The following is a 21060-nucleotide window of genomic DNA, read 5'->3' as shown; positions in this document are numbered from 1 at the left end:
CCGGGATTACACCGTCGAAGGCGCTGAAATTACACCACGTGCGCGGACGCTAACTTTGGAAGCCCGGACCGGAACCGTCAGGTTTATGACGCTACGTCAACACCTTACAAGCAGACTGGCGACCCCGGCAGGATTCGAACCTGCGACCAACCGCTTAGCTTACCACTTCGGCTTTCGCCGCAGGCCGGAGGCCCTTCGTGGTCTGGACTGTCCCTTCACCCTTCCGCAGTAGCGGGGCGGGTGCCTGCCGTCCAGTCTCTACACCTTCCCCGAAATGGGGCTTGGCTCGGGATTGCCACGCCGCAGGGCAGAGGTTTCCCCGAATTTGACAGGTTCTGCAGCGCCGGTTTCCCGACGCGCACTCCAATTGAAGGCGGTTGCTCTATCCAGCTGAGCTACGGGGCCATGAGTGGCTGCATGCCGAAGTCACGGCGAAATAGCAAGAGCCAAGAACCGCGGCAGACAACGCTCCGTCCGCTAGGGCGAATTTTGTGAAGATAAAGGGGAGATTGGCGAGCAACCCGAATTAGTCGATAAAAAATTCCGTGATCTCACCGAGTTGAGAGACGGACCTGTCCAAAAAGACAGGTCGCGCGAGGACGGAAAATCTCTTACACCTATACGTGCATCAGGTGGTGTGGCGACGATATTACCAAGTGTCAGCTTCACGAGTTCAGGTCGCCGCGCCGCCTGCTGCCATCCCCCGAAAATCGACATGTTTAGAAGATCACCTGCCCCGAGGGGAATGGTGGCCCGGAAGAGATTCGAACTCCTGACATTTCCGATGTGAACGGAACGCTCTACCACTGAGCTACCGGGCCAGCCTGGTCCCTGACGCATCTGCGTCCGGGTTAAATGGTGCGGTCGAGAAGACTCGAACTTCCACGGGAGTTACCCCACAGCGACCTCAACGCTGCGCGTCTACCAATTCCGCCACGACCGCACTGCCTTGGCTTGGTGCGGCGGGTGATAGCGAAAGGCTTTGGGAAAGAAAAGGGGGAATCTGCAACTTTTTCCGGGCGCCTTTCCAAACCTCCTCGCCCGCTGCCCGCCCTCACCTGCGGGCCTCCTCTCGGAGGCGCGGCACGGGGTACGGCGGTTGCAATCCGGGCGCGGTTCCTGTCTATCCGGCAGGGCGGAGCGGCGCCCCCCCTGGGCATTCCCCTCGGGCATTCCCCGGGGCATCCCCGATGACCTGCCGCCGGACGCCATCACCTCGCGGAGTTCAGCAAGATGACCGAGTGGATCATATCAGACAGTCGGATCGCCTATCCCGACGCCCTGGAGACCATGGAGCGACGCGTCGCCGCCATCAGCGCGGGCACGGCTGACGAGGCCGTCTGGCTGCTGGAGCATCCGCCTCTCTATACAGCGGGCACGTCTGCCCGGCGGGAGGACCTCACCGATCCCGATCGCTTTCCCGTCTATGATGCCCGCCGGGGCGGCCAGTACACCTATCACGGGCCGGGACAGCGCGTGGCCTATGTCATGCTGGACCTCAACCGGCGCGGACGTGACGTGCGCCGGTTCGTCTGCCGCCTGGAAGACTGGGTGATCGCGACGCTGGCGGAGTTCGGCGTGAAGGGCGAGCGGCGGGAGGGGCGGGTCGGCGTCTGGGTGGTGCGCCCGGAGAAGGCCCCGAACCTCGACGGCTCCCTGCGGGAGGACAAGATCGCCGCGATCGGCGTGCGCGTACGCCGCTGGGTGACGTTCCACGGCATCTCGATCAACGTCGAGCCAGAGCTTGAGCACTTTTCCGGCATCGTGCCCTGTGGCATCCGCGAGCACGGGGTGACCAGCCTCGTCGATCTGGGCCTGCCGGTGACGATGGGCGATGTCGATGCGGCGCTGGCCCGCACATGGGAGAAAGCCTTTGGCGATCACCCCGCGAGCGCCACCTGCACCCGATAACTCGACACAAACTACCGAAGGAGCCAGCCATGCGCCGATTCCCCCGCGCCGCCAGCGGACTCGCCCTGGTGAGCCTGCTGTCGCTCGCCTCTCCCTCCCACGCGCAGGGCGACCCAGAGGCCGGAGCCAAAGCCTTCGCCAAATGTCGCGCCTGCCACTCCATCACGGCGACGGACGGAACCGCCGTAGTGCGGGGCGGCAAGACCGGACCCAACCTTTACGGGGTCGTCGGGCGTGGTGCTGGGCTGGAGTTCAATTACTCCCCCGCCCTGCGAAAGGCGCATGAAACGGGTCTTGTCTGGAGCGCGGAGAGCCTGACACAGTTCCTGGCGGACCCTACCGCTTTTCTGAAGACCTACACCGGCGACGACGGGGCACGCTCCAAGATGGCATTCCGCCTGACCCGCGGGGCAGAGGACATCATCGCCTATCTGGCCTCCCTCTCCGGCCCGCAACCAGACTAAAGTCCGACGCACAGGGGCAACATTTCCACACCGTGTTGTGATCAGGACGATTGCCCCCCTCGCCCGCGCGCTTTACAACCGCATGCAGAGAGCGGCGCGGGAGGAATGCACCCGGGCGTCGCCCCATCAAGATACGGGAGGCGGCAGCATGGCCGACGCAGCCATCCATGGCCACGAAGGGCATGACAAGCGCGGGTTCTTCACCCGCTGGTTCATGTCAACGAACCACAAGGACATCGGGATTCTCTACCTGTTCACGGCAGGCGCCGTCGGGCTGATCTCCGTCCTGTTCACTGTCTATATGCGGCTGGAGCTGATGCATCCGGGCGTACAATACATGTGTCTCGAAGGCGCACGGCTCATCCCCTCCGCGGAAGCCTGTACGCCGAACGGCCACCTGTGGAACGTGATGATCACCTATCACGGTGTGCTCATGATGTTCTTCGTCGTGATTCCCGCGCTGTTCGGCGGCTTCGGCAACTACTTCATGCCGCTGCATATCGGCGCGCCGGACATGGCGTTTCCGCGCCTGAACAACCTCAGCTACTGGCTGTTCGTGGCGGGGACGGCGCTTGGCGTGGCCTCGCTCTTCGCTCCCGGCGGCAACGACCAGATGGGATCGGGCATCGGCTGGGTGCTCTATCCGCCGCTCTCCACGCATGAGACGGGTTACTCGACCGACCTCGCGATCTTTGCGGTGCACGTGTCGGGGGCGTCGTCGATTCTCGGCGCGATCAACATCATCACCACCTTCCTGAACATGCGCGCGCCGGGCATGACCCTGCACAAGGTGCCGCTCTTCGCCTGGTCGGTGTTCGTGACAGCCTGGCTGATTCTGCTCGCGCTGCCGGTTCTGGCCGGTGCGATCACCATGTTGCTGACCGACCGGAACTTTGGCACCACCTTCTTCGACCCGTCGGGCGGTGGCGACCCGATCCTGTATCAACATATCCTGTGGTTCTTCGGCCACCCGGAAGTGTACATCATTATCCTGCCGGGCTTCGGCATCATCTCCCATGTCATCGCGACCTTCTCGCGCAAGCCGATCTTCGGCTATCTGCCGATGGTCTATGCGATGGTGGCCATCGGGGTACTGGGCTTCGTCGTCTGGGCGCACCACATGTACACCGTGGGGATGAGCCTTGCGCAGCAGTCCTACTTCATGCTCGCCACCATGGTCATCGCGGTGCCGACGGGGGTGAAGGTCTTTTCCTGGATCGCCACGATGTGGGGCGGCTCCATCGAGTTCAAGACACCGATGCTCTGGGCGTTCGGCTTCCTGTTCCTGTTCACCGTGGGCGGCGTGACCGGCCTCGTGCTCAGCCAGGCGCCGCTCGACCGCTCCTATCACGACACCTATTACGTGGTGGCGCACTTCCACTACGTGATGTCACTGGGCGCGGTGTTCGCCATCTTCGCGGGGGTCTATTACTGGATCGGGAAGATGTCGGGGCGGCAATATCCCGAATGGGCGGGCAAGCTGCACTTCTGGATGATGTTCGTCGGCGCGAACCTCACCTTCTTCCCGCAGCACTTCCTTGGCCGTCAGGGGATGCCGCGCCGTTACATCGACTATCCGGAGGCTTTCGCGACGTGGAACCTGGTTTCCTCTCTCGGCGCCTTCCTGTCGTTCTTCTCCTTCGTGTTCTTTATCGGAGTGGTGTTCTACACGCTGACCCGTGGCCAGCGCGTGACCGAGAACAACTACTGGAACGAATATGCCGATACGCTGGAATGGACCCTGCCTTCCCCGCCGCCGGAGCATACGTTCGAGACGCTGCCGAAACAGTCCGACTGGGACAAATCGCACGCTCACTGATCGCGCAGACTGATGCCGTATGAATGGGTCAAACGACCGGAAGGAGCCTCGGAGAAGTCCGGGGCTCCTTTGCCTTCGGGCGGGGCCGAGCCGCTGGCGGAACTGCACCTCTGGCCCTACCGCTCACTGCCACGCCGGGGCTTCGTCTGGGTGATAGGGGGTATGGCGGTGCTTCTGTCCCTGCCGCTGATCGAGGTATTGGGCTCGCCCGTGCTGTGGGGGTTGCTACCCTTTGTGCTGGCTGCGCTCTGGGGCCTCTGGTTTGCCCTGAACCGCAGCTATCGGGATGGCGAGATCCTCGAAAGGCTGACGCTCTGGCCCGACAGGGTCGATGTGTTGCGCGACGGTCCACGGCGGGCGCATTCCGAATGGCACGCCAATCCGCATTGGGTCAGGGTGGACCTGCATCGTCGGGAAGGGCCCGTGCCCAACTATCTCACGCTCTCCGGGGCGGGGCGGGAGATCGAGATCGGCGCCTTTCTGTCGGAGGAGGAGCGCCTCTCCCTCTGGCCGGAGCTTGCCGACCTGTTCCGACGCGCCTGACGCTCAGTCCTTGTGCTCCGGCAGTCCCTTGCGCCTGGTGGCGGCGAAGTCCTCCAGTTGCGCCTCGCTCATGTCCTGATACATCTCGCGCGACGCGCCCTTGAGGCTGGACACCGGCTCTTCACCCCGCTTGGCGGCAAGGGCTGCCCCTGCCGCCTTCTGCTGCGCTTTCGACTTGGCTGGCATGATTGTCTCCGCCGCTGGAGTGCTGCGAAGAAACGCCGGGCTTCCGGCGGTTGTTCCCGGCGGAGAGGGCCTCAGCCCAGCCGGTCCTTCACTTTCGGGCCGACCGTAGTGAAATCCATCTGGCCGGTATATTTCGCCTTCAATGCCGCCATCACGCGGCCCATGTCGCGCACCGATGTCGCGCCGAGGTCCGTGATCGTATCGGATATGGCCTTCTCGACCTCTTCCGGGTCAAGCTGCCGGGGCAGGAACTCCTCGATCACCGTGATCTCGGCCCGTTCCTTCTCCGCCAGTTCGAGCCGGCCGCCCTCCTCATAGGCGCGCGCGCTTTCCTGACGCTGCTTCACCATGCGCCCCAGAATGGCGAGGATATCGGAATCCGTTGCGCCCTGGTCGTTCCCCTCCCCGCGGAGCGCGATGTCCCTGTCCTTGATCGCGGCGTTGATGAGCCGGAGCGCGGAGAGCCGGGCGGCATCGCGGTTCTTCATCGCATCCTTGAGGTGCTGGGAGATCAGGTCTCGGAGCTGCATGGCTGTTACCCGTGGCTGTTCGCGAAAGGTTTCAGATATACTCGCACCCGCGCGGAAACAACGGGCGTGATCGCCTTGACCCTGCCGAGAGGTTTGCCTAGTTTCCCGCAGATTTTCCGAAGGAGTCGTCTCATGACCGGTCTGTCCCCCCAGAGCCGCCCGACCGCATGCCTTGCCCTGTCCGATGGCACGGTGTTCTACGGGCGAGGCTTCGGCGCGGCCGGCGAGACGGTGGCGGAGCTTGTCTTCAACACCGCGATGACCGGCTATCAGGAGATCATGACCGATCCGTCCTATGCCGGACAGGTCGTAACCTTCACCTTCCCCCATATCGGCAATGTCGGCGTCAATGCCGATGATGACGAAACCGCCGAACCCGTCGCCGCCGGCATGGTGGTGAAATGGGACCCGACCGAACCTTCCTCCTGGCGTGCGACGGGTGAGCTGACGGACTGGCTCCGCCGCAAGGGGCGGATCGGCATCGGCGGGATCGACACCCGCCGCCTGACCCGCGCCATCCGCCAGCAGGGGGCGCCGCATGTCGCGCTCGCCCATGATCCCGATGGCAACTTCGACGTGGCCGCGCTGGTCGCCAAGGCGCGGGGCTGGAAGGGCCTTGTGGGGCTCGATCTGGCCAAGGACGTCACCTGCGCCCAGAGCTATCGCTGGGACGAAAAGCTCTGGGCCTGGCCCGAAGGCTATACCCGGCGCGACGGGCCGGGGGCCAAGGTCGTAGCCATCGACTATGGCGCAAAGCGGAACATCCTGCGCTGCCTTGCCTCTGCGGGCTGCGATGTGACGGTTCTGCCCGCTACGGCGACGGCGGAGGATGTGCTGGCGCTGAACCCCGATGGTGTGTTTCTGTCCAACGGTCCGGGCGATCCCGCGGCGACAGGGGTCTATGCCGTCCCGATGATTCAGGGTGTGCTCGAACGTGACCTGCCGATTTTCGGCATCTGCCTCGGGCACCAGATGCTGGCGCTGGCGCTTGGCGCGCGGACGGTCAAGATGAACCACGGCCACCATGGCGCGAACCATCCGGTGAAGGATCTGGAGACCGGCAAGGTGGAGATCACCTCCATGAACCATGGCTTCACCGTGGACAGCCAGACCCTGCCTGCGGAGGTGATCGAAACGCACGTCAGCCTGTTCGACGGCTCCAATTGCGGCATCCGCGTGAAGAACCGCCCGGTCTTTTCCGTTCAGTATCACCCGGAAGCCAGCCCCGGTCCGCAGGACAGCTACTATCTGTTCGACCGTTTCACCGCAGCGATCCGTCACAAAAAATCAAGTTGATCGATTTCTGTTAACTTCGCGTTAAGGTTGATAGACGGAAGTTGATCCCTGTTACAGGGGGGTCAGCATGTCCGTCACGCCGCTTCGGGTCGTTCGCTCCCGTCCTCAACCCGTGCCGCAGCAGGGACGGCCCGAAATCGGTGCCCTGCTGGTTGGCAAGGGCGCTCTGCTGCCGCCAGACCTCTTTCGGGCGCAAGCGCTGCTCGCCCGGCAGGAGGCGGACCTTCCCGATACCCTGCTGGCGCGGGGCCTCGTGTCGGAGCCGACCCTTCTCGCGGCCTTTGCCGATCAATCCAACGCCCGGATCGTCGATCCGCTGGCGGAGCGCCCGGACGCCCGGCTGATCGACACCTTCGGCGCCGTGCGCTGTCTGCGGGAGGGTCTGCTGCCCTGGCGGCGGGCAGGCGGCGTGACCATCGTGCTGTCCTCCCGGCCCGACCGCTTTTACAGGCGGCGGAATGAGCTGGTGACGCTCTACGGCCCCGTTGCCCTCGCCCTCGCCGCCGCCCCGGCGATCGAGGAAGCCGTGCTGCGATCCGCGCGGGAGGAGCTGCGCGATCAGGCCGAATCGACGGTGGGAGAGGAGGAGAGCTGCCGGAACTGGCGGCCACAGCGTCTGGCCCGGATCGGCATCGGTGTCGCGATGGTCATGATCCTGCTGCTCGCAACGTCACCCCGCCTCGTGGTGGGCATTCTGGCCGCCGTCGCGCTGCTGGTGCTGGCCGCGAGCACCGTGCTCCGTCTGGCGGCTCTCGCGGCACGGCTGCCGTCTCTGCTGGCCGAGCGCCGGCCTGGCGCCACCGCCGATGTTCCAGTTCCGCTGATGCGGCTCCCCGTCGTCTCCCTGCTCGTGCCCATGTTCCGGGAGGAGGATATCGCACCGCGCCTGCTCGCACGGCTCGGGCGGATCGACTACCCGCGGGAGCTGCTTGATGTCATCCTCGTGCTGGAGGAGCGGGACCGGCAGACACACAAGGCCCTTGCCGAAGCCGATCTGCCGCCCTGGATGCGGATCGTCACGGTCCCCGACGGACCGCTCAGGACCAAACCGCGCGCGATGAACTTCGCCCTGGATTTCGCCCGCGGATCGATTGTCGGTGTCTATGACGCGGAGGATGCCCCCCATCCCGACCAGATCAACCAGATCGTGCGGCGGTTTTACGAGGCCCCGCCGGAGGTCGCCTGTCTGCAGGGTGTGCTGGACTATTACAACGCGCGGACGAACTGGCTCTCGCGGTGCTTTACCGTGGAATACGCAAGCTGGTTTCGTGTGATCCTGCCGGGATTGCAGCGCCTCGGCCTGCCGCTTCCGCTCGGGGGCACGACATTGTTCATGCGGCGCGACGCGCTGGAGGCGCTTGGCCGCTGGGATGCCCACAACGTGACCGAGGATGCCGATCTGGGGATCCGCCTCACCCGCCACGGCTATCGGACGGAGGTTCTTCCGACCGTGACGGAGGAGGAGGCGAACTGCCGCGCGCTCCCCTGGGTCCGGCAGCGCTCTCGCTGGATCAAGGGCCACGCGATCACATGGGCGGTTCATATGCGCGATCCTGGCAAGCTCCGCCGCGATCTGGGCTGGCGGGGGTTCTGGGGGATGCAGCTGATCTTTGCGGGCGCGGTGGCCCAGCCCCTGCTGGCGCCCGTGCTCTGGAGCTTCTGGGCGCTTGCACTGGGCCTTGGTCATCCCCTGTCGGGGATGCTGTCGCCCGCAGGCACCACGGCGCTGCTCACGCTGTTCTTCGGAGCCGAGGTGCTGAACATGATCTGCGGGATGCTGGCGGTAGCCGTGCCGGGGCGGCGGTTTCTGCTGCCTTTCGTCCCGACGCTGCATTTCTACCACCCGCTGGCGACGCTCGCGGCGGCAAAGGCCATCTACGAGCTCGCCTCACGCCCGTTCTACTGGGACAAGACCGCGCATGGCATCTTCGACGCGCCCGCTCCCGCCTCGCCCGCCTCCCCCGCATCCCCGCCTGTCAACGCGTGAGGATCATGCGGTCGCCCGCGATCTCCAGCCGCTCGAAGCGGCGGAGGTAGTCCATCCCGAGCAGCGATCCCGGCATTTCGCCCTCGCTCACCCATGCGGTCACGTTACGCTCCGCATGCGGTCCGAGGCGCACCTCCTCCAACCGGACGCGTGCCGTGCGCACGAGGCCGTTTGCCGTCATCGCCTGCCCGAAATAGGGGAGTTCATCCGGGTCCAGACCGATGGCGCGGGCATCCTCGCGCGAAAGGACGACGTTGGACGCGCCCGTATCGACGATGAAGGAGACCGGCGTTCCATCGACCTCCAGCGTCAGGTGAAAATGACCATCCCGCCCGCGCGGTACCTCTATCCGGGCGCCGTCCTCCATCACCTGCTGGCGCGGCATGACGGTGGAGCGGATGTCGCCCCACAACCCGATGACCGCCAGCACGCCGAAAAAGATCAGCCCCCAGAGCGCCGCATGGCGCAGGAGCGTCATCCCTTCCCCGCGGCGGCGCAGCAGGAAACTTCCCCCCACGGCGGCGAGAAGCAGCATGAGATAGATGAACTGTCCGGCGTCGTTTCCGCTCAACCCTGCTCCTCCGTTACCGGGATTTGACATAAGTCCCGCCCGGGCGGCGGCCAGCCCCTGCGACCTATAGCCCCGTCAGCAGCCCCATCTGGCGAATGCCGTCGATCACGAACTGCACCGAAAGCGCCGCGAGCAGCATCCCGAACAGCCGCGTGGCGACCATGATCCCGGTCGGGCCGAGACGCAGCGCGATCCACCCGGAGGCCAGGCACAGCAGATAGACGATCGCCACCACGGCCACCATCAGCAGAAGGATGATGGCCATGTCCAGGATGCCTGTGCCGGACTCGCCCATCAGCAGGATCATCGTCGTCAGCGCCCCCGGCCCGGCGATCAGCGGGATGGCGAGCGGGAAGACCGAGGGGTCGGGCGTCGGCTCATCGGCATTGCGCACACGCCGCTCCGTCCGCCGCTCGAACAGCATGTCGAGCGCGGTAAGAAACAGCAGCAATCCCCCGGAGATGCGGAATGCCGGCATCGAGATGCCGATGGCGGAGAGCAGCAGCTCCCCCAGCAGTCCGAAGGCCGCGAGGATGATGATGGCCGTGATGCTGGCGCGCAGGGCGACCTGCTGGCGCTCCTGCGCACTCATCCCGGCGGTGAGGGTGATGAACGGCGCGACAAGCCCGATGGGGTCGATGATGACAAACAGCGTGACGAAGGCCGAAATGATCGCCGTCAGGGTCATCCACCCGCTCCCTCAGCCTTTGCGGCCTCCAAACTTTCGGGGTTCCCGCCCGTTGAGACCCTCAGCCTTCCGCCGCCTCCAGCCGTTCCAGCGCCTGCAGCCAGAGGGCCTCCGCGCGTTGCAGACCCTCCGCCACCTCAAGGCTCTTGGCCTGCCACTTGCGGGCATCGGCGACACGCTCGGGAGCATATAGCGCGGGATCGGCCAGAATCGCATCGAGTTTCTTGCGCATTTCCGTCAGCTTTTCGATGCGTTCCTCGGACTTGCGGACCTCCTGGCGGAGCGTCTGAACTTCGTCGCGTTTGGGACGCGCCTTCTTCTCCGCCCGCTCCTCCCGCGTGTCATCGGAGAGCAGCATCCGGCGGTAATCCTCCAGATCCTCCTCGAACGGCGTCACATCCCCATCCTTGACCAGCCACAGCCGGTCGGCCACGAGGCTGAGCAGGTGCATGTCATGGCTGACCAGCACCACAGCCCCCGAATATTCCGTCAGCGCAACGACAAGCGCTTCCCTGCTTTCGATGTCCAGATGGTTCGTCGGCTCGTCGAGGATCAGCAGATGCGGCGCGTCGATGGTGGCGAGCAGCAGGCTGAGCCGCGCCTTCTGTCCCCCGGAGAGCCGGGCAACGGCGGTATCCGCTTGATCCGCACCAAGGCCGAACCCCGCCAGCCGCGCCCGGAGCCGGGGCTGCCCTTCCGCGGGACGGAGCCGCCGGACATGCTGAAGGGGCGTCTCGTCCAGATACAGCTCATCCACCTGATGCTGCGCGAAGTAACCGACCCGGAGCCTGTTCGACACCGTCATCCGCCCTTCCAGCGGAGCGAGCTTTCCGGCCAGCAGCTTGGAGAGCGTCGATTTCCCCTCACCGTTCCGGCCGAGCAATGCGATCCGGTCATCCTGATCTATGCGAAGGTCCAGCCGCTTCAGCACCGCGCGCCCGTCATAGCCCACCGAAACCTTGTCCAGCGCGACGATGGGGGGGGAGAGTTCCTCCGGCACAGGGAAGGTGAAGACATGGGCCTTCGCCTCCTCCGGCGCCGTTATCGGCTCCATCCGGGCGAGTTGTTTCACACGGCTCTGCGCCTGCCGCGCCTTGCTGGCCTTGGCGCGGAACCGGTCCACGAAACCTTGCAGATGGGCGCGCCGCAGTTCCTGCTTCTTGGCCTCCGCCGCCTGAAGCGCCCGCTGCTCCGCCCGCTGCCGCGCGAACTGATCGTAGTTGCCCTGCCAGTAGGTGAGCTTGCGGTTGTCCAGATGCAGGATGCCCTGCACGGACCGGTTCAGCAGCTCCCTGTCGTGAGAGATGATGATGACCGTATGGGGATAGCGGCGCAGGTAATCCTCCAGCCACAGCGCCCCTTCAAGGTCGAGATAGTTCGTCGGCTCGTCCAGCAGCAGCAGGTCCGGCTGCGAGAACAGCACGCCCGCCAGCGCCACGCGCATCCGCCAGCCGCCGGAGAAATCCGAGCAGGGCCGAAGCTGCGCCTCCGCGTCGAAGCCGAGCCCCTTCAGGATGGAGGAGGCGCGCCCCTCTGCCGACCAGGCGTCGATATCGATGAGCCGGGTGTGGATCTCGGCGATCCGCGCAGCATCGGTGGCGGTTTCCGCCTCCGCCATCAGGTCCGCGCGTTCGGTATCGGCGGAAAGCACCGTGTCGATCAGGGAGACGTTGGAGGACGGCACTTCCTGCGCCACGCCGCCGATCCGGGCGCGGCTGGGCAGCGCGATCTCACCGCCCTCCAGCGACAATTCCCCCCGGATCAACCGGAAAAGGGTCGTCTTGCCCGCGCCGTTGCGTCCGACGAGGCCCACTTTGTGACCGGTCGGAATCGTGGCCGAGGCATGTTCGAAGAGCGGTCGGCCCTCCACGCTGTAGCTGATATCGGTGATCCTGAGCATGGGTTGGGCATGTCCTCTGCGCGCAGGCTTGTCAATCCGGCGCCGTTCAATACAGGGATGCGGGTCAATACAGGGCTGCGGCGCGCTCCGGCAGCAGGTGGCGATTCATCCGGCAGGCGGAAGACGCGCGGCTTCCCATCGCGGGCGTCCCGTGCTAGCAGGGCGCGGCAATCCGGGGCGCCCTGTCGGTGCCGCCGGCAAGAGGATATGTGACATGGCCATCGAACGGACCCTTTCGATCATCAAGCCCGACGCCACCGCCCGGAACCTGACCGGAAAGATCAACGCGCGCTTCGAGGAGGCGGGCCTGCGGATCGTCGCCCAGAAGCGCCTCTGGCTCTCCGAAGCCCAGGCCGGCAAATTCTACGAGGTCCACAAGGATCGTCCGTTCTACGGCGAACTGGTGAGCTTCATGGCCTCCGGTCCGGTCGTCGTGCAGGTGCTGGAAGGCGAAGGCGCGATTGCAAAGAACCGCGAAGTGATGGGCGCGACCAACCCGGCCAATGCGGCCGACGGCACCATCCGCAAGGACTTCGCCCTGTCGGTCGGCGAGAACTCGGTGCACGGGTCGGATGCGCCGGAAACGGCTGCTGAAGAAATCGCCTTCTATTTCTCCGGCCTCGAAATCGTCGGCTGAGAGCCCGGGCCGAAAAGCCTACGCTGAAATGAAAAGGGCCGTCCCGATCGGGGCGGCCTTTCCTTTTGCGCCTGGACGCAACGGGGGGAGCGCGACAACGCCCCCGACCCGGCCGGGATCAGATCGATGCCCAGTCGGTGAACTTCGTTTTCCGGCGGGTCTCGAACGCGGGCTGTGCGGCCTGACGCTGCTCGGTGCCGGTGTCGTCCACGCCCATCTGCGGCGCGGGATTGTTGCTGTCCCCAGCCTGTTGAACGGACTGCTGGACGGGCGGTTTCGCGGATGCCATTCCACTGCTCCTTGGTTTGTGGCGATGGCTACTTACTCCCTCCCCACAAGGAAGCAAGGGGCTATCGTCAGACCCCCGCGCTCTTGTGATCACACCGAGAGAAAACAGCCTGCGACTGGCAGGTTTCCGCGGCATGATGAGGATGGAGCGGAACCAGCCGTGGCTTTTCAATACGCTGTAATAAAATGCTATTTTCGAAATCTATTGAATAATTCCGGGCGTCGTCGCTCTCGGGCAGCCCGGAAAGGGCTGATTAATGTTACGCCAGAAACACTCCGTGACCGATACAGAACCGGCCAAAATGCCACAACGCGCCGGGAGCGGACGCGGACCGCGGGGCGCAGCATTGTTTCCCGGGCAGCGCTAGTCGCGCGACTTTCCCGCCCCGAGTCCCGCCCGCATCAGGGTCTTTCGCACCGGGCCCGCGGAATAGAAGGCACCCAGCGCCGCGGCGCGCAGATCACGGAGGGGGCGGGCCGAGACCATGGAGGCGCGGTTGAGCAGATCGATGCCCGCTTGCCGCAGATGAACGTCGCGCTCCCGCTGCAGCGCGAACTGACGCAGCATCCCGGCCCCGCCCAGCCCCGCCGGATCCGCGGCAGCAAGATCGGCAAGCGTCGCGATGTCGGCAAGACTCATGTTCAGCCCCTGCGCCCCGATGGGCGGGACGACATGCGCAGCCTCCGCCACCAGCGCCACGCGCTCTGCCGTCATCCGTTCCGCCCGCTGGGAGATGATGGGCCACAGGCTCCGCCGCGTGATGAGGCGGAGCGGCCCCACCACTTCAGCCGAGCGTTCAGTCGCTTCCGCCTCGAATTCCTCCACCGGCAGGCGGGAGAGGCGCAGCGCCTCCGGCCCGCTTTCCATCCAGACCACGGCAGAGGCCGGGCGTCCCTCGCGGTCCGGCAGCGGGACAAGCGTGAACGGCCCGCCGGAACGGTGAACTTCGGTCGAGATACCGCCATGCGGGACCGGATGGGTCACGGCGAAAGCCAGCGCCTTCTGGCCATAGGAGATCCGCCGGACGGGAATCGCCAGCGCCTCCCTGACCGGCGAATTGCGCCCGTCTGCCGCCACCAGAAGCCGGGCAGAAACCTGCGCCCCGTCAGACAGCGTGATCAGGACAGCGTCCGTCCGGGTCAGAACGCCTGCCGTCGCCACGCCTGTGCGGAATGCGACATTCCGCATCTCGCCCAGCCGCGCCACCATCTCGCGGCGCAGCAGCCAGTTCGGAAGGTTCCAGCCGAAGGGCTGATCGGAGATATCGGCGGAGTCGAAGTCGCGCGTAAGCCGGGGGATCGTCTGCGCCCCTCCCGCATCGACGATCCGCATGATGGAAAGCGGCGCGGCAAAGGGCGCGAGCCGCTCCCACAGGCCCGCGCGGGTGAGCAGATCAATGGCCGGTTGCAGGAAAGCGGTGGTGCGCAGATCGGCCGCCGGGTCGCCCTCCTCCACCGTGGGCGGGGTGGGATCGACGCAAAGCGTGCGGAGACCGAGGGCACCGAACACCGCCGCAGCCGTCAGCCCCGCAACGCCGCCGCCCGATATCATCACGTCAAAGCTTTCGCGCTGCATCTCAGCCCCCCTGACCGCTGGCAAGCCGGGCAAGGAAACCGGCCAGATCGTTCGTGTGATGACGCACATGCGGCGCGTCCAGCCGTTCCGGCGCGACCAGCACCGTCTGCATCCCCATTTCATGGGGCGCGAGAAGGTTCCGGGGATCGTCCTCGAACATCGCGCCTTCCGCTCCGGTCACGCCGGCAAGACCGAAGACGGTCTCGAACGCCGCGCGCTGCGGTTTGGGGAGGTAGCCCGCATGCTCCACCCCATAGATACCGTCGAACAGCCCAGACAGCCCCCGCGCCTCCAGCACCCGTTCCGCATAGGGCGCCGAGCCGTTGGTATAGACGAACCGCCGCCCCGGCAGCGCCGCGATCTCTGCCCGAAGCGCCGGATCGGGCGAGAGCACGTCGAAGGAGATATCGTGCACCCGGGTCAGATAAGACCCCGGCTCCACGCCATGTTCGCTCATCAGCCCGGCAAGCGTCGTGCCATAGAGCGACCAGTAGTGGTGACGCAGCCGGTCCGCCTCCTGCTGCGCGACGCCCAGCGTCTCCATGACGTATTCCGTCATCCGCCGTTCGATCTGGTCGAAAAGCCGCATGGCCGGGGGATAAAGCGTGTTGTCGAGATCGAACACCCATTGGCGCACATGGGCGAAGTCGTTCGACGGAGGCGAGGGTTGGCGTGTCATCGCACCTGTCTAGGCCCGGAAAAGCCGCGCCGCAACGTCCGCTGCGATATATGCCCGGAGGTCTGCCGCAGGTCTGCCCGGGGGTCTGCCCGGACATCTGTCGGCAATGCTTGGCCTTGCCCCCGCCCACCGCGCCCTCTAGCTTCGGCCCCGACATTCCGAGACATTCGCATGACTGCCATCAAAGATCCGCCGAAAGACGCCTATTCCCTCATCCTCGACGCCATAGATGCCGGTGTCTATCGGCCGGGTGACAGGCTGGTCGAATCCGAGCTTGCCGACCGTTTCGGCGTGTCGCGCACGCCCATCCGGGAGGCGCTGCAACGGCTTGAGACGCAATCCATGCTCGTCCGGGACGGGCGCAGCATGGTGGTGGCCTCGCTCGATCATCACCAGCTCGCCGAACTTTACGCCGTGCGGGCCGAGCTGGAGGGGCTGGCCGCCCGTCTTGCCGCCCGCCACGCCACGGATGAGGAAGTGCGCGTTCTCCGCGCCATGGTGGAGGAGGATCGCCGTCTTGCCAACGACCCGAACGCGCTGGCCCGCGCCAACCGGCGCTTTCATCACCAGATCCATCTGGCGTCGCACAACCGCTACCTGATCCAGCAGCTCGACCTCGTGCACCGCTCCATGGCCCTGCTGGCCTCCACCTCCCTCGCGGCGGAAGGGCGGGCGGACGCGGCCCTTCAGGAGCATCAGGCGATCATCGCCGCAATCGCGCAGCGGGATGGGGATACCGCGGCGGAGGCGGTGAAAACCCACATCTCGCGCGCCTACGAGATGCGCCTCAAGCTGGATGCGCAGCAGTCAGAACAGTTCTGAGGGTGTCGCCCGCGCCCGCCGCCCCCATATAGACGATCAAAGGAGGCGCCCATGACCCTGCCGTTCGACAACAGCTATGCCCGTCTGCCTGACCGGTTCTTTGCCCGCCAGCCCGCCACGCCGGTGGGTGCGCCGCGGCTCATCCGGCTGAACCGCCCGCTGGCGGAGCGTCTTGGGCTGAACGCCGACTGGCTCTCTGGCCCGGAAGGGGTGGCGGCGCTTGCGGGCAACACCGTGCCGGAGGGGGCGGAGCCGCTGGCCATGGCCTATGCCGGTCATCAGTTCGGCGGCTTCGTGCCGCAGCTTGGCGACGGACGCGCGGTCCTGCTGGGCGAGGTCGTCGCCCCCGATGGCGCGCGGTTCGACATCCAGCTCAAGGGAGCGGGCCGCACGCCCTTCAGCCGCATGGGAGACGGGCGCGCGTGGCTTGGGCCGGTGCTGCGCGAATACATCGTCTCGGAGGCGATGGCCGCCCTCGGCGTGCCGACGACCCGCGCCCTCGCCGCAGTGGCCACGGGAGAGCCCGTCTATCGCGAGGGGGCGCTGCCCGGCGCCGTGCTCACCCGTGTCGCGGCATCGCATATCCGTGTCGGCACCTTCCAGTTCTTCGCCGCCCGGCGGGACGAGGAGGCGCTGCGCCTGCTGACCGAACACGTGATCGCGCGGCACTATCCGGGAGCGGCGGGGCCGCTCGGCCTGCTGAAGGGCGTGATCGACCGTCAGGCCCGGCTCATCGCGCAATGGATGTCGGTCGGTTTCATCCACGGGGTGATGAACACCGACAACATGGCCGTGTCCGGCGAAACGATCGACTACGGGCCCTGCGCGTTTCTCGACACCTATCACCCGCGCAAGGTCTTCTCCTCCATCGACCGGCAGGGGCGCTATGCCTATGCCAACCAGCCGCAGATCGCGCTGTGGAACCTTGCGCAGCTTGGCACCTCGCTCCTGATGATCATGGACGGGACGGAGGACGCGGCGGTGGAGGCGGCCGAGGACGCGCTCGGCGGCTTCGCCCCGATCTATCAGGCCGAGTACCTGCGGCTGTTCCGCGCGAAACTGGGCCTGCGCGGGGCGGAAGACGGGGATCTCGACCTCATCCAGTCGCTGCTCACGCTCATGGCCGAGGGTCAGGCCGATTTCACCCGCACCTTCCGGGGGCTGGCCGAGGGCACCGCGCGCGACGAGTTCACTGACGGCGCGGCCTTCGACCGCTGGACGGCGATCTGGCAGACGCGCCTGGCGCGGGAGACCGGCGACCCGGCAGAGGTGATGCGCGGCGCAAACCCCTGGATCATTCCCCGCAACCACCGAGTGGAGGAGGCCATCGCCGCCGCCGTGGCGGAGGACTACGCCCCCTTCGAGCGCCTGACGGATGCGCTTGCCGATCCCTTCACCGTGCGGAGCGGGGAGGCCGACCTCGCCCGCGCGCCGCTGAAGGAAGAAGCCGTGCACCTGACCTTCTGCGGCACCTGAGCCGCATCCCGCACCCGTTAGCGCCCTCGGTCGCGCTAACGGGGAAAATCCGGCTGGCGAGGCCGGAGCAGATCGCTTAAACCGCCCCAAACACCGAAGGATTGCGGGATGGAAAGCATCATCGCCCGTTGTGAGGCGCGCGGCCTGCGGCTGACCGAACAGCGCCGCGTGATCGCCCGTGTGCTGGAAACGGCCGACGACCACCCGGATGTCGAGGAACTTTACGCCCGCGCCAGTGCCATCGACCCCCGGATCTCCATCGCCACCGTCTATCGCACAGTGAAGCTCTTCGAAGAGGCCGGTCTGCTGGAGCGCCATGAGTTCGGCGACGGGCGCGCGCGCTACGAGGATGCGGAGCGCGACCACCACGACCACCTGATCGACATCACCACCGGCGAAGTCATCGAATTCGTCGATGAGGAAATCGAGGCGCTGCAGGATAAGATCGCGCAGCGGCTCGGATACCGGCTGAAGGGCCACCGGCTGGAACTCTACGGCGTTCCGCAGCACAGGAAGGACAAGGACAGGGCATGAGCACGATCATCGACATCATCGGTCGCGAGATCATCGACAGCCGCGGCAACCCGACCGTCGAGGTCGACGTGATCCTGGAGGACGGCACGCTGGGCCGTGCCGCCGTGCCTTCCGGCGCCTCCACGGGCGCCCATGAGGCGGTGGAAAAGCGTGACGGCGACAAGGGGCGCTATCTCGGCAAGGGCGTGCTGGAGGCCGTGGCCGCGGTCAACGGCGAACTGGCCGAGGCACTAGTGGGTGAGGACGCGACCGAACAGGTGGCCATCGACCGGCTGATGATCGAACTCGACGGCACGCCCAACAAGGCGCGGCTCGGTGCGAATGCCATTCTCGGCGTGTCGCTGGCGGTGGCGAAGGCGGCGGCGGATTTCACCTCCCAGCCGCTCTACCGCTATGTGGGCGGCACCTCCGCCCGCGTCCTGCCGGTGCCGATGATGAACATCATCAACGGCGGCGCGCATGCCGACAACCCGATCGACTTCCAGGAATTCATGATCATGCCGGTCGGCGCGGAGAACATCCGCGAGGCGATCCGCATGGGGTCCGAGGTCTTTCACACGCTGAAGAAGGAACTGTCGGCGGCGGGTCTGTCCACGGGGATCGGCGATGAGGGCGGCTTTGCCCCGGCGCTGTCCTCCGCGCGCGACGCGCTCGACTTCATCCTGAAGTCGGTCGAGAAGGCGGGATACCGGGTGGGCGAGGACATCTTCCTCGCGCTCGATTGCGCCTCGACCGAGTATTTCAAGGGCGGGAAGTATGAGCTGGAGGGCGAGGGCAAATCGCTTTCCGCCGCCGAGAACGTCGATTACCTCGCCGCCCTCTGCGCCGACTACCCGATCATCTCCATCGAGGACGGCTGCGCCGAGGACGACTGGGAAGGCTGGAAACTGCTCACCGACCGTCTGGGCGACAAGGTGCAGCTGGTGGGCGACGACCTGTTCGTGACCAACCCCGTACGTCTGGCCGAGGGGATCGCCAGGGGCTGCGGAAATGCGCTGCTGGTGAAGGTCAATCAGATCGGCACGCTCACCGAAACGCTTGCCGCCGTTGATATGGCGACCCGCGCGCGGTTCAACTCCGTCATGTCGCACCGCTCGGGCGAGACGGAGGATGCGACGATCGCCGATCTCGCCGTCGCGACCAACTGCGGCCAGATCAAGACCGGCTCGCTCGCCCGGTCCGACCGGCTGGCGAAGTACAACCAGCTCCTCCGTATCGACGAGATGCTGGGCGAGACGGCGGAATATGCCGGCCGCTCCATCCTGAAGTAAGGCGGCAGGGGCATGGACGATGCGGAGCGGATCATCGCGGCGCTCGGCCTTGCCCCGCACCCGGAAGGCGGCTGGTTCCGCCAGACCTGGATCGCGGAGGCCGCGGCGGGTGAACGCCCGTCAGGCACCGCGATCCTTTTTCTTTTGCGGGCGGACGAGCGGAGCCATTGGCACCGGGTGGACGCGGCGGAGATCTGGCATTTCCATGCCGGCGCGCCGCTCACCCTCTCCCTCTCCGAACATGCGGAAGGTCCGGCGCGGCACCTGCGCCTCGGCCCGGATGTGCTGGCGGGAGACAGCCCGCAAGGCATCGTCCCCGCGGGCCACTGGCAGGCGGCCCGTTCCACCGGCGCATGGACATTGGCCGGCTGCACCGTCAGCCCCGGCTTCACCTTCGCGGGGTTCGATCTCGCGCCTCCCGGCTTCGATATCGGCGGTTAGCAGGCTGCTGAAAGAGGCCCTTGGTCTGCGTCGGAGCGGAGATCGTTGGCAATCTGAGGAAATCCGGCTGGAAATCTACTGATTTCGGGTCCAGCCGAGTCATTCGGGGACCGAGGCCGTGTCAAAACCCCGTCAGGTAGTGTAGCCGTATTGTTCCATTGCGGTCGAGTTGACCTGCGGAGTTCAGCGTTTCTTGCGTCGCCCTTCGGAGGAAACGGTTTTGGACAGGTTCGCGTATTCCGAGATCGACACGGCCTCGACCGATTTCCCGAGCATGGGCACCCCAGAACCCGTCCGCAGCCGCTCAGGCGGCCCGCGCATCCGGGCGGCTGATCCGGCCGCCTGTCACGGGCCGCGGCACGCCAGTGGTCATCGGCGCGGAGAGCGGCAGGCCACGCAGCACACGGACGGCGAGGAAGGCGAAGGCCTGTGCCTCCAGCATGTCGCCGTCGAGGCCCGCATCCTCCACCGGTGCGACGCGCGTGCCAAGCCGTTCTGCCAGCATCCGCATCAGCGTTGCATTGTGCCGCCCGCCCCCGGTCACCAGCACGCGCGAGACGGGCGTCGGGAAATGCCGGGCGCCCGCCGCGACAGTCGCCGCAACCGCAGCCGACAGCGTCGCCGCCCCATCCGCATCGGACAGCGCTTCGACCGAAGGCAGAAGCCCGGGAAAGCCGTTCCTGTCCAGTGATTTAGGCGGTCTCTGCGCGAAATATGGATGGGCCAGCAGCGCCGCCACAGCGGCCTCATCCACCGTGCCGGAGGCGGCGAGTGCGCCCCCCTCATCCCGCGTGGCGCCCCGGCGCTGTCGGAGAAAGTCGTCGATCGGGGCATTCGCGGGCCCGGTGTCAAAGGCAAGGAGCGCGCCTTCGGCCTCCGGCGCGGGGCGGCGCGGATCGACCCAGGTGAAATTGCCGACACCCCCAAGGTTCAGGAAGGCCACAGGCTCCCGCTCCCCCGCCCAGCGGGCGCAGGCGAAATGGAAAAACGGTGCAAGCGGCGCCCCCTGCCCGCCTGCCGCGACATCGGCGGAGCGGAAGTCCCAGATCACCGGGCGGGCCAGCGCCGCCGCCAGCGCCGCGCCCGAGCCTGCCTGATGTGTCCCCCGCCCGCCGGGATCATGGGCCAGCGTCTGGCCGTGAAAGCCAGCGACCTCCCCCGCCAGCGGGGACATCAGCGCCGCATGGGCGGCCTCCACCACCCGCGCGGCCTCCGCCACCCCCGGCTCGCCGGGCCAGCGGCCGAGCGCGGCGCGCAGAACGTCCCGCTCCCCTTCGGTATAGGGGCGGTAGGCGGAGGGGCCGAAGGTCTCTATCCGTTCGCCATCCGTCACGACCGTCGCCGCATCCACCCCGTCGAGCGAGGTTCCCGACATCGCGCCGAGCGCTGTCATCATCCGGTCCATGACCCCTCCGAAACCATTCCGCCGCCGCCATGACGC

At 66.3% G+C, this 21060-nt stretch carries 21 protein-coding genes and 2 tRNA genes; 12 read left to right on the top strand and 11 right to left on the bottom strand.

What is annotated here, in order from left to right; all coding sequences use genetic code 11:
* Positions 1-746: 746 nt before the first annotated feature.
* Positions 747-821 (bottom strand) — tRNA-Val (locus tag RT513_RS14715).
* Positions 822-856: 35 nt separating this feature from the next.
* Positions 857-943 (bottom strand) — tRNA-Leu (locus RT513_RS14710).
* 290 nt (positions 944-1233) lie between these two features.
* Between RT513_RS14710 and lipB the strand changes: the two genes are divergently transcribed.
* The 4 genes from lipB to RT513_RS14690 all read left to right on the top strand — a co-directional run bounded on the left by lipB (position 1234) and on the right by RT513_RS14690 (position 4737).
* A complete protein-coding gene (gene lipB, locus RT513_RS14705; RefSeq protein ID WP_088216493.1) occupies positions 1234-1911 on the top strand; it encodes a lipoyl(octanoyl) transferase LipB in 678 nt (225 codons plus the stop codon).
* A 29-nt stretch (positions 1912-1940) separates the two neighbouring features.
* Positions 1941-2375, top strand: a complete 435-nt coding sequence (locus RT513_RS14700; protein ID WP_290688938.1) for a cytochrome c family protein — start codon at positions 1941-1943, stop codon at positions 2373-2375.
* A 148-nt stretch (positions 2376-2523) separates the two neighbouring features.
* Positions 2524-4194, top strand: coding sequence for a cytochrome c oxidase subunit I (ctaD, locus tag RT513_RS14695; RefSeq protein ID WP_088216491.1), 1671 nt, complete (start codon positions 2524-2526; stop codon positions 4192-4194).
* A 12-nt stretch (positions 4195-4206) separates the two neighbouring features.
* Positions 4207-4737 carry a DUF2244 domain-containing protein gene (locus tag RT513_RS14690; protein WP_290688941.1) on the top strand — a complete coding sequence of 177 codons (531 nt, stop codon included), beginning with the start codon at positions 4207-4209 and terminating at the stop codon, positions 4735-4737.
* Between the two features lie 3 nt (positions 4738-4740).
* On the opposite strand, the gene RT513_RS14685 is transcribed toward RT513_RS14690, so the two are convergent.
* Entirely contained in the window at positions 4741-4923 is a 183-nt protein-coding gene (locus RT513_RS14685; protein ID WP_290688943.1) for a DUF3008 family protein, read from the bottom strand.
* Positions 4924-4994: 71 nt separating this feature from the next.
* Complete coding sequence (locus RT513_RS14680) at positions 4995-5453, bottom strand: GatB/YqeY domain-containing protein (protein WP_088216488.1); 459 nt, start codon at positions 5451-5453, stop codon at positions 4995-4997.
* Positions 5454-5585: 132 nt separating this feature from the next.
* On the opposite strand from RT513_RS14680, the gene carA reads away from it, so the two are divergent.
* On the top strand, positions 5586-6749 hold the full coding sequence (gene carA / locus RT513_RS14675) for a glutamine-hydrolyzing carbamoyl-phosphate synthase small subunit (protein WP_290688946.1): 1164 nt from the start codon (positions 5586-5588) through the stop codon (positions 6747-6749).
* A gap of 67 nt (positions 6750-6816) precedes the next feature.
* Positions 6817-8736 carry a glycosyltransferase family 2 protein gene (locus tag RT513_RS14670; RefSeq protein WP_290688948.1) on the top strand — a complete coding sequence of 640 codons (1920 nt, stop codon included), beginning with the start codon at positions 6817-6819 and terminating at the stop codon, positions 8734-8736.
* Here the strand turns inward: RT513_RS14670 and RT513_RS14665 are convergent.
* The 3 genes from RT513_RS14665 to RT513_RS14655 all read right to left on the bottom strand — a co-directional run bounded on the left by RT513_RS14665 (position 8726) and on the right by RT513_RS14655 (position 11895).
* Complete coding sequence (locus tag RT513_RS14665) at positions 8726-9307, bottom strand: TIGR02281 family clan AA aspartic protease (RefSeq protein ID WP_290688950.1); 582 nt, start codon at positions 9305-9307, stop codon at positions 8726-8728. The two genes, RT513_RS14670 and RT513_RS14665, sit on opposite strands and share 11 nt — an antisense overlap.
* Positions 9308-9371: 64 nt before the next feature.
* Positions 9372-9995 carry a MarC family protein gene (locus tag RT513_RS14660; protein WP_290688952.1) on the bottom strand — a complete coding sequence of 208 codons (624 nt, stop codon included), beginning with the start codon at positions 9993-9995 and terminating at the stop codon, positions 9372-9374.
* Positions 9996-10056: 61 nt separating this feature from the next.
* Positions 10057-11895, bottom strand: coding sequence for an ABC-F family ATP-binding cassette domain-containing protein (locus RT513_RS14655; RefSeq protein WP_088216484.1), 1839 nt, complete (start codon positions 11893-11895; stop codon positions 10057-10059).
* Between the two features lie 214 nt (positions 11896-12109).
* Here RT513_RS14655 and ndk point away from each other — a divergent pair, with 214 nt between their 5' ends.
* A complete protein-coding gene (ndk, locus tag RT513_RS14650; RefSeq protein ID WP_035708607.1) occupies positions 12110-12532 on the top strand; it encodes a nucleoside-diphosphate kinase in 423 nt (140 codons plus the stop codon).
* 118 nt (positions 12533-12650) lie between these two features.
* On the opposite strand, the gene RT513_RS14645 is transcribed toward ndk, so the two are convergent.
* The 3 genes from RT513_RS14645 to RT513_RS14635 all read right to left on the bottom strand — a co-directional run bounded on the left by RT513_RS14645 (position 12651) and on the right by RT513_RS14635 (position 15075).
* On the bottom strand, positions 12651-12821 hold the full coding sequence (locus RT513_RS14645) for a hypothetical protein (RefSeq protein WP_179209244.1): 171 nt from the start codon (positions 12819-12821) through the stop codon (positions 12651-12653).
* A gap of 363 nt (positions 12822-13184) precedes the next feature.
* Complete coding sequence (locus RT513_RS14640) at positions 13185-14396, bottom strand: UbiH/UbiF family hydroxylase (protein ID WP_290688955.1); 1212 nt, start codon at positions 14394-14396, stop codon at positions 13185-13187.
* Position 14397: 1 nt separating this feature from the next.
* Positions 14398-15075, bottom strand: a complete 678-nt coding sequence (locus RT513_RS14635; protein WP_088216482.1) for a pyrimidine 5'-nucleotidase — start codon at positions 15073-15075, stop codon at positions 14398-14400.
* A gap of 171 nt (positions 15076-15246) precedes the next feature.
* On the opposite strand from RT513_RS14635, the gene RT513_RS14630 reads away from it, so the two are divergent.
* The 5 genes from RT513_RS14630 (at position 15247) to RT513_RS14610 (ending at position 19619) form a co-directional block, all read left to right on the top strand.
* The gene (locus RT513_RS14630) at positions 15247-15897 is read left to right on the top strand and encodes a GntR family transcriptional regulator (protein ID WP_088216481.1); all 651 of its coding nucleotides are present in this window, start codon (positions 15247-15249) and stop codon (positions 15895-15897) included.
* Between the two features lie 51 nt (positions 15898-15948).
* Positions 15949-17373, top strand: coding sequence for a protein adenylyltransferase SelO (locus RT513_RS14625; protein ID WP_290688958.1), 1425 nt, complete (start codon positions 15949-15951; stop codon positions 17371-17373).
* A gap of 108 nt (positions 17374-17481) precedes the next feature.
* Positions 17482-17907 carry a Fur family transcriptional regulator gene (locus RT513_RS14620; protein ID WP_290688960.1) on the top strand — a complete coding sequence of 142 codons (426 nt, stop codon included), beginning with the start codon at positions 17482-17484 and terminating at the stop codon, positions 17905-17907.
* Positions 17904-19178, top strand: coding sequence for a phosphopyruvate hydratase (gene eno / locus RT513_RS14615; protein WP_290688962.1), 1275 nt, complete (start codon positions 17904-17906; stop codon positions 19176-19178). The genes RT513_RS14620 and eno overlap by 4 nt, the downstream gene beginning before the upstream one ends.
* Positions 19179-19190: 12 nt before the next feature.
* Positions 19191-19619: a cupin domain-containing protein gene (locus tag RT513_RS14610; protein WP_290688964.1), complete on the top strand. Its 429-nt coding sequence runs from the start codon at positions 19191-19193 to the stop codon at positions 19617-19619.
* A gap of 304 nt (positions 19620-19923) precedes the next feature.
* Here the strand turns inward: RT513_RS14610 and RT513_RS14605 are convergent, their stop codons facing one another.
* Complete coding sequence (locus tag RT513_RS14605) at positions 19924-21015, bottom strand: anhydro-N-acetylmuramic acid kinase (RefSeq protein ID WP_409518418.1); 1092 nt, start codon at positions 21013-21015, stop codon at positions 19924-19926.
* Positions 21016-21060: the final 45 nt, after the last annotated feature.

The organism is Haematobacter sp., from assembly GCF_032102465.1.
Classification (GTDB): Bacteria; Pseudomonadota; Alphaproteobacteria; order Rhodobacterales; family Rhodobacteraceae; genus Haematobacter.
The sequence above is the reverse complement of the archived record's forward strand: the minus strand, read 5'-3'. Positions and strand labels throughout refer to the sequence as shown.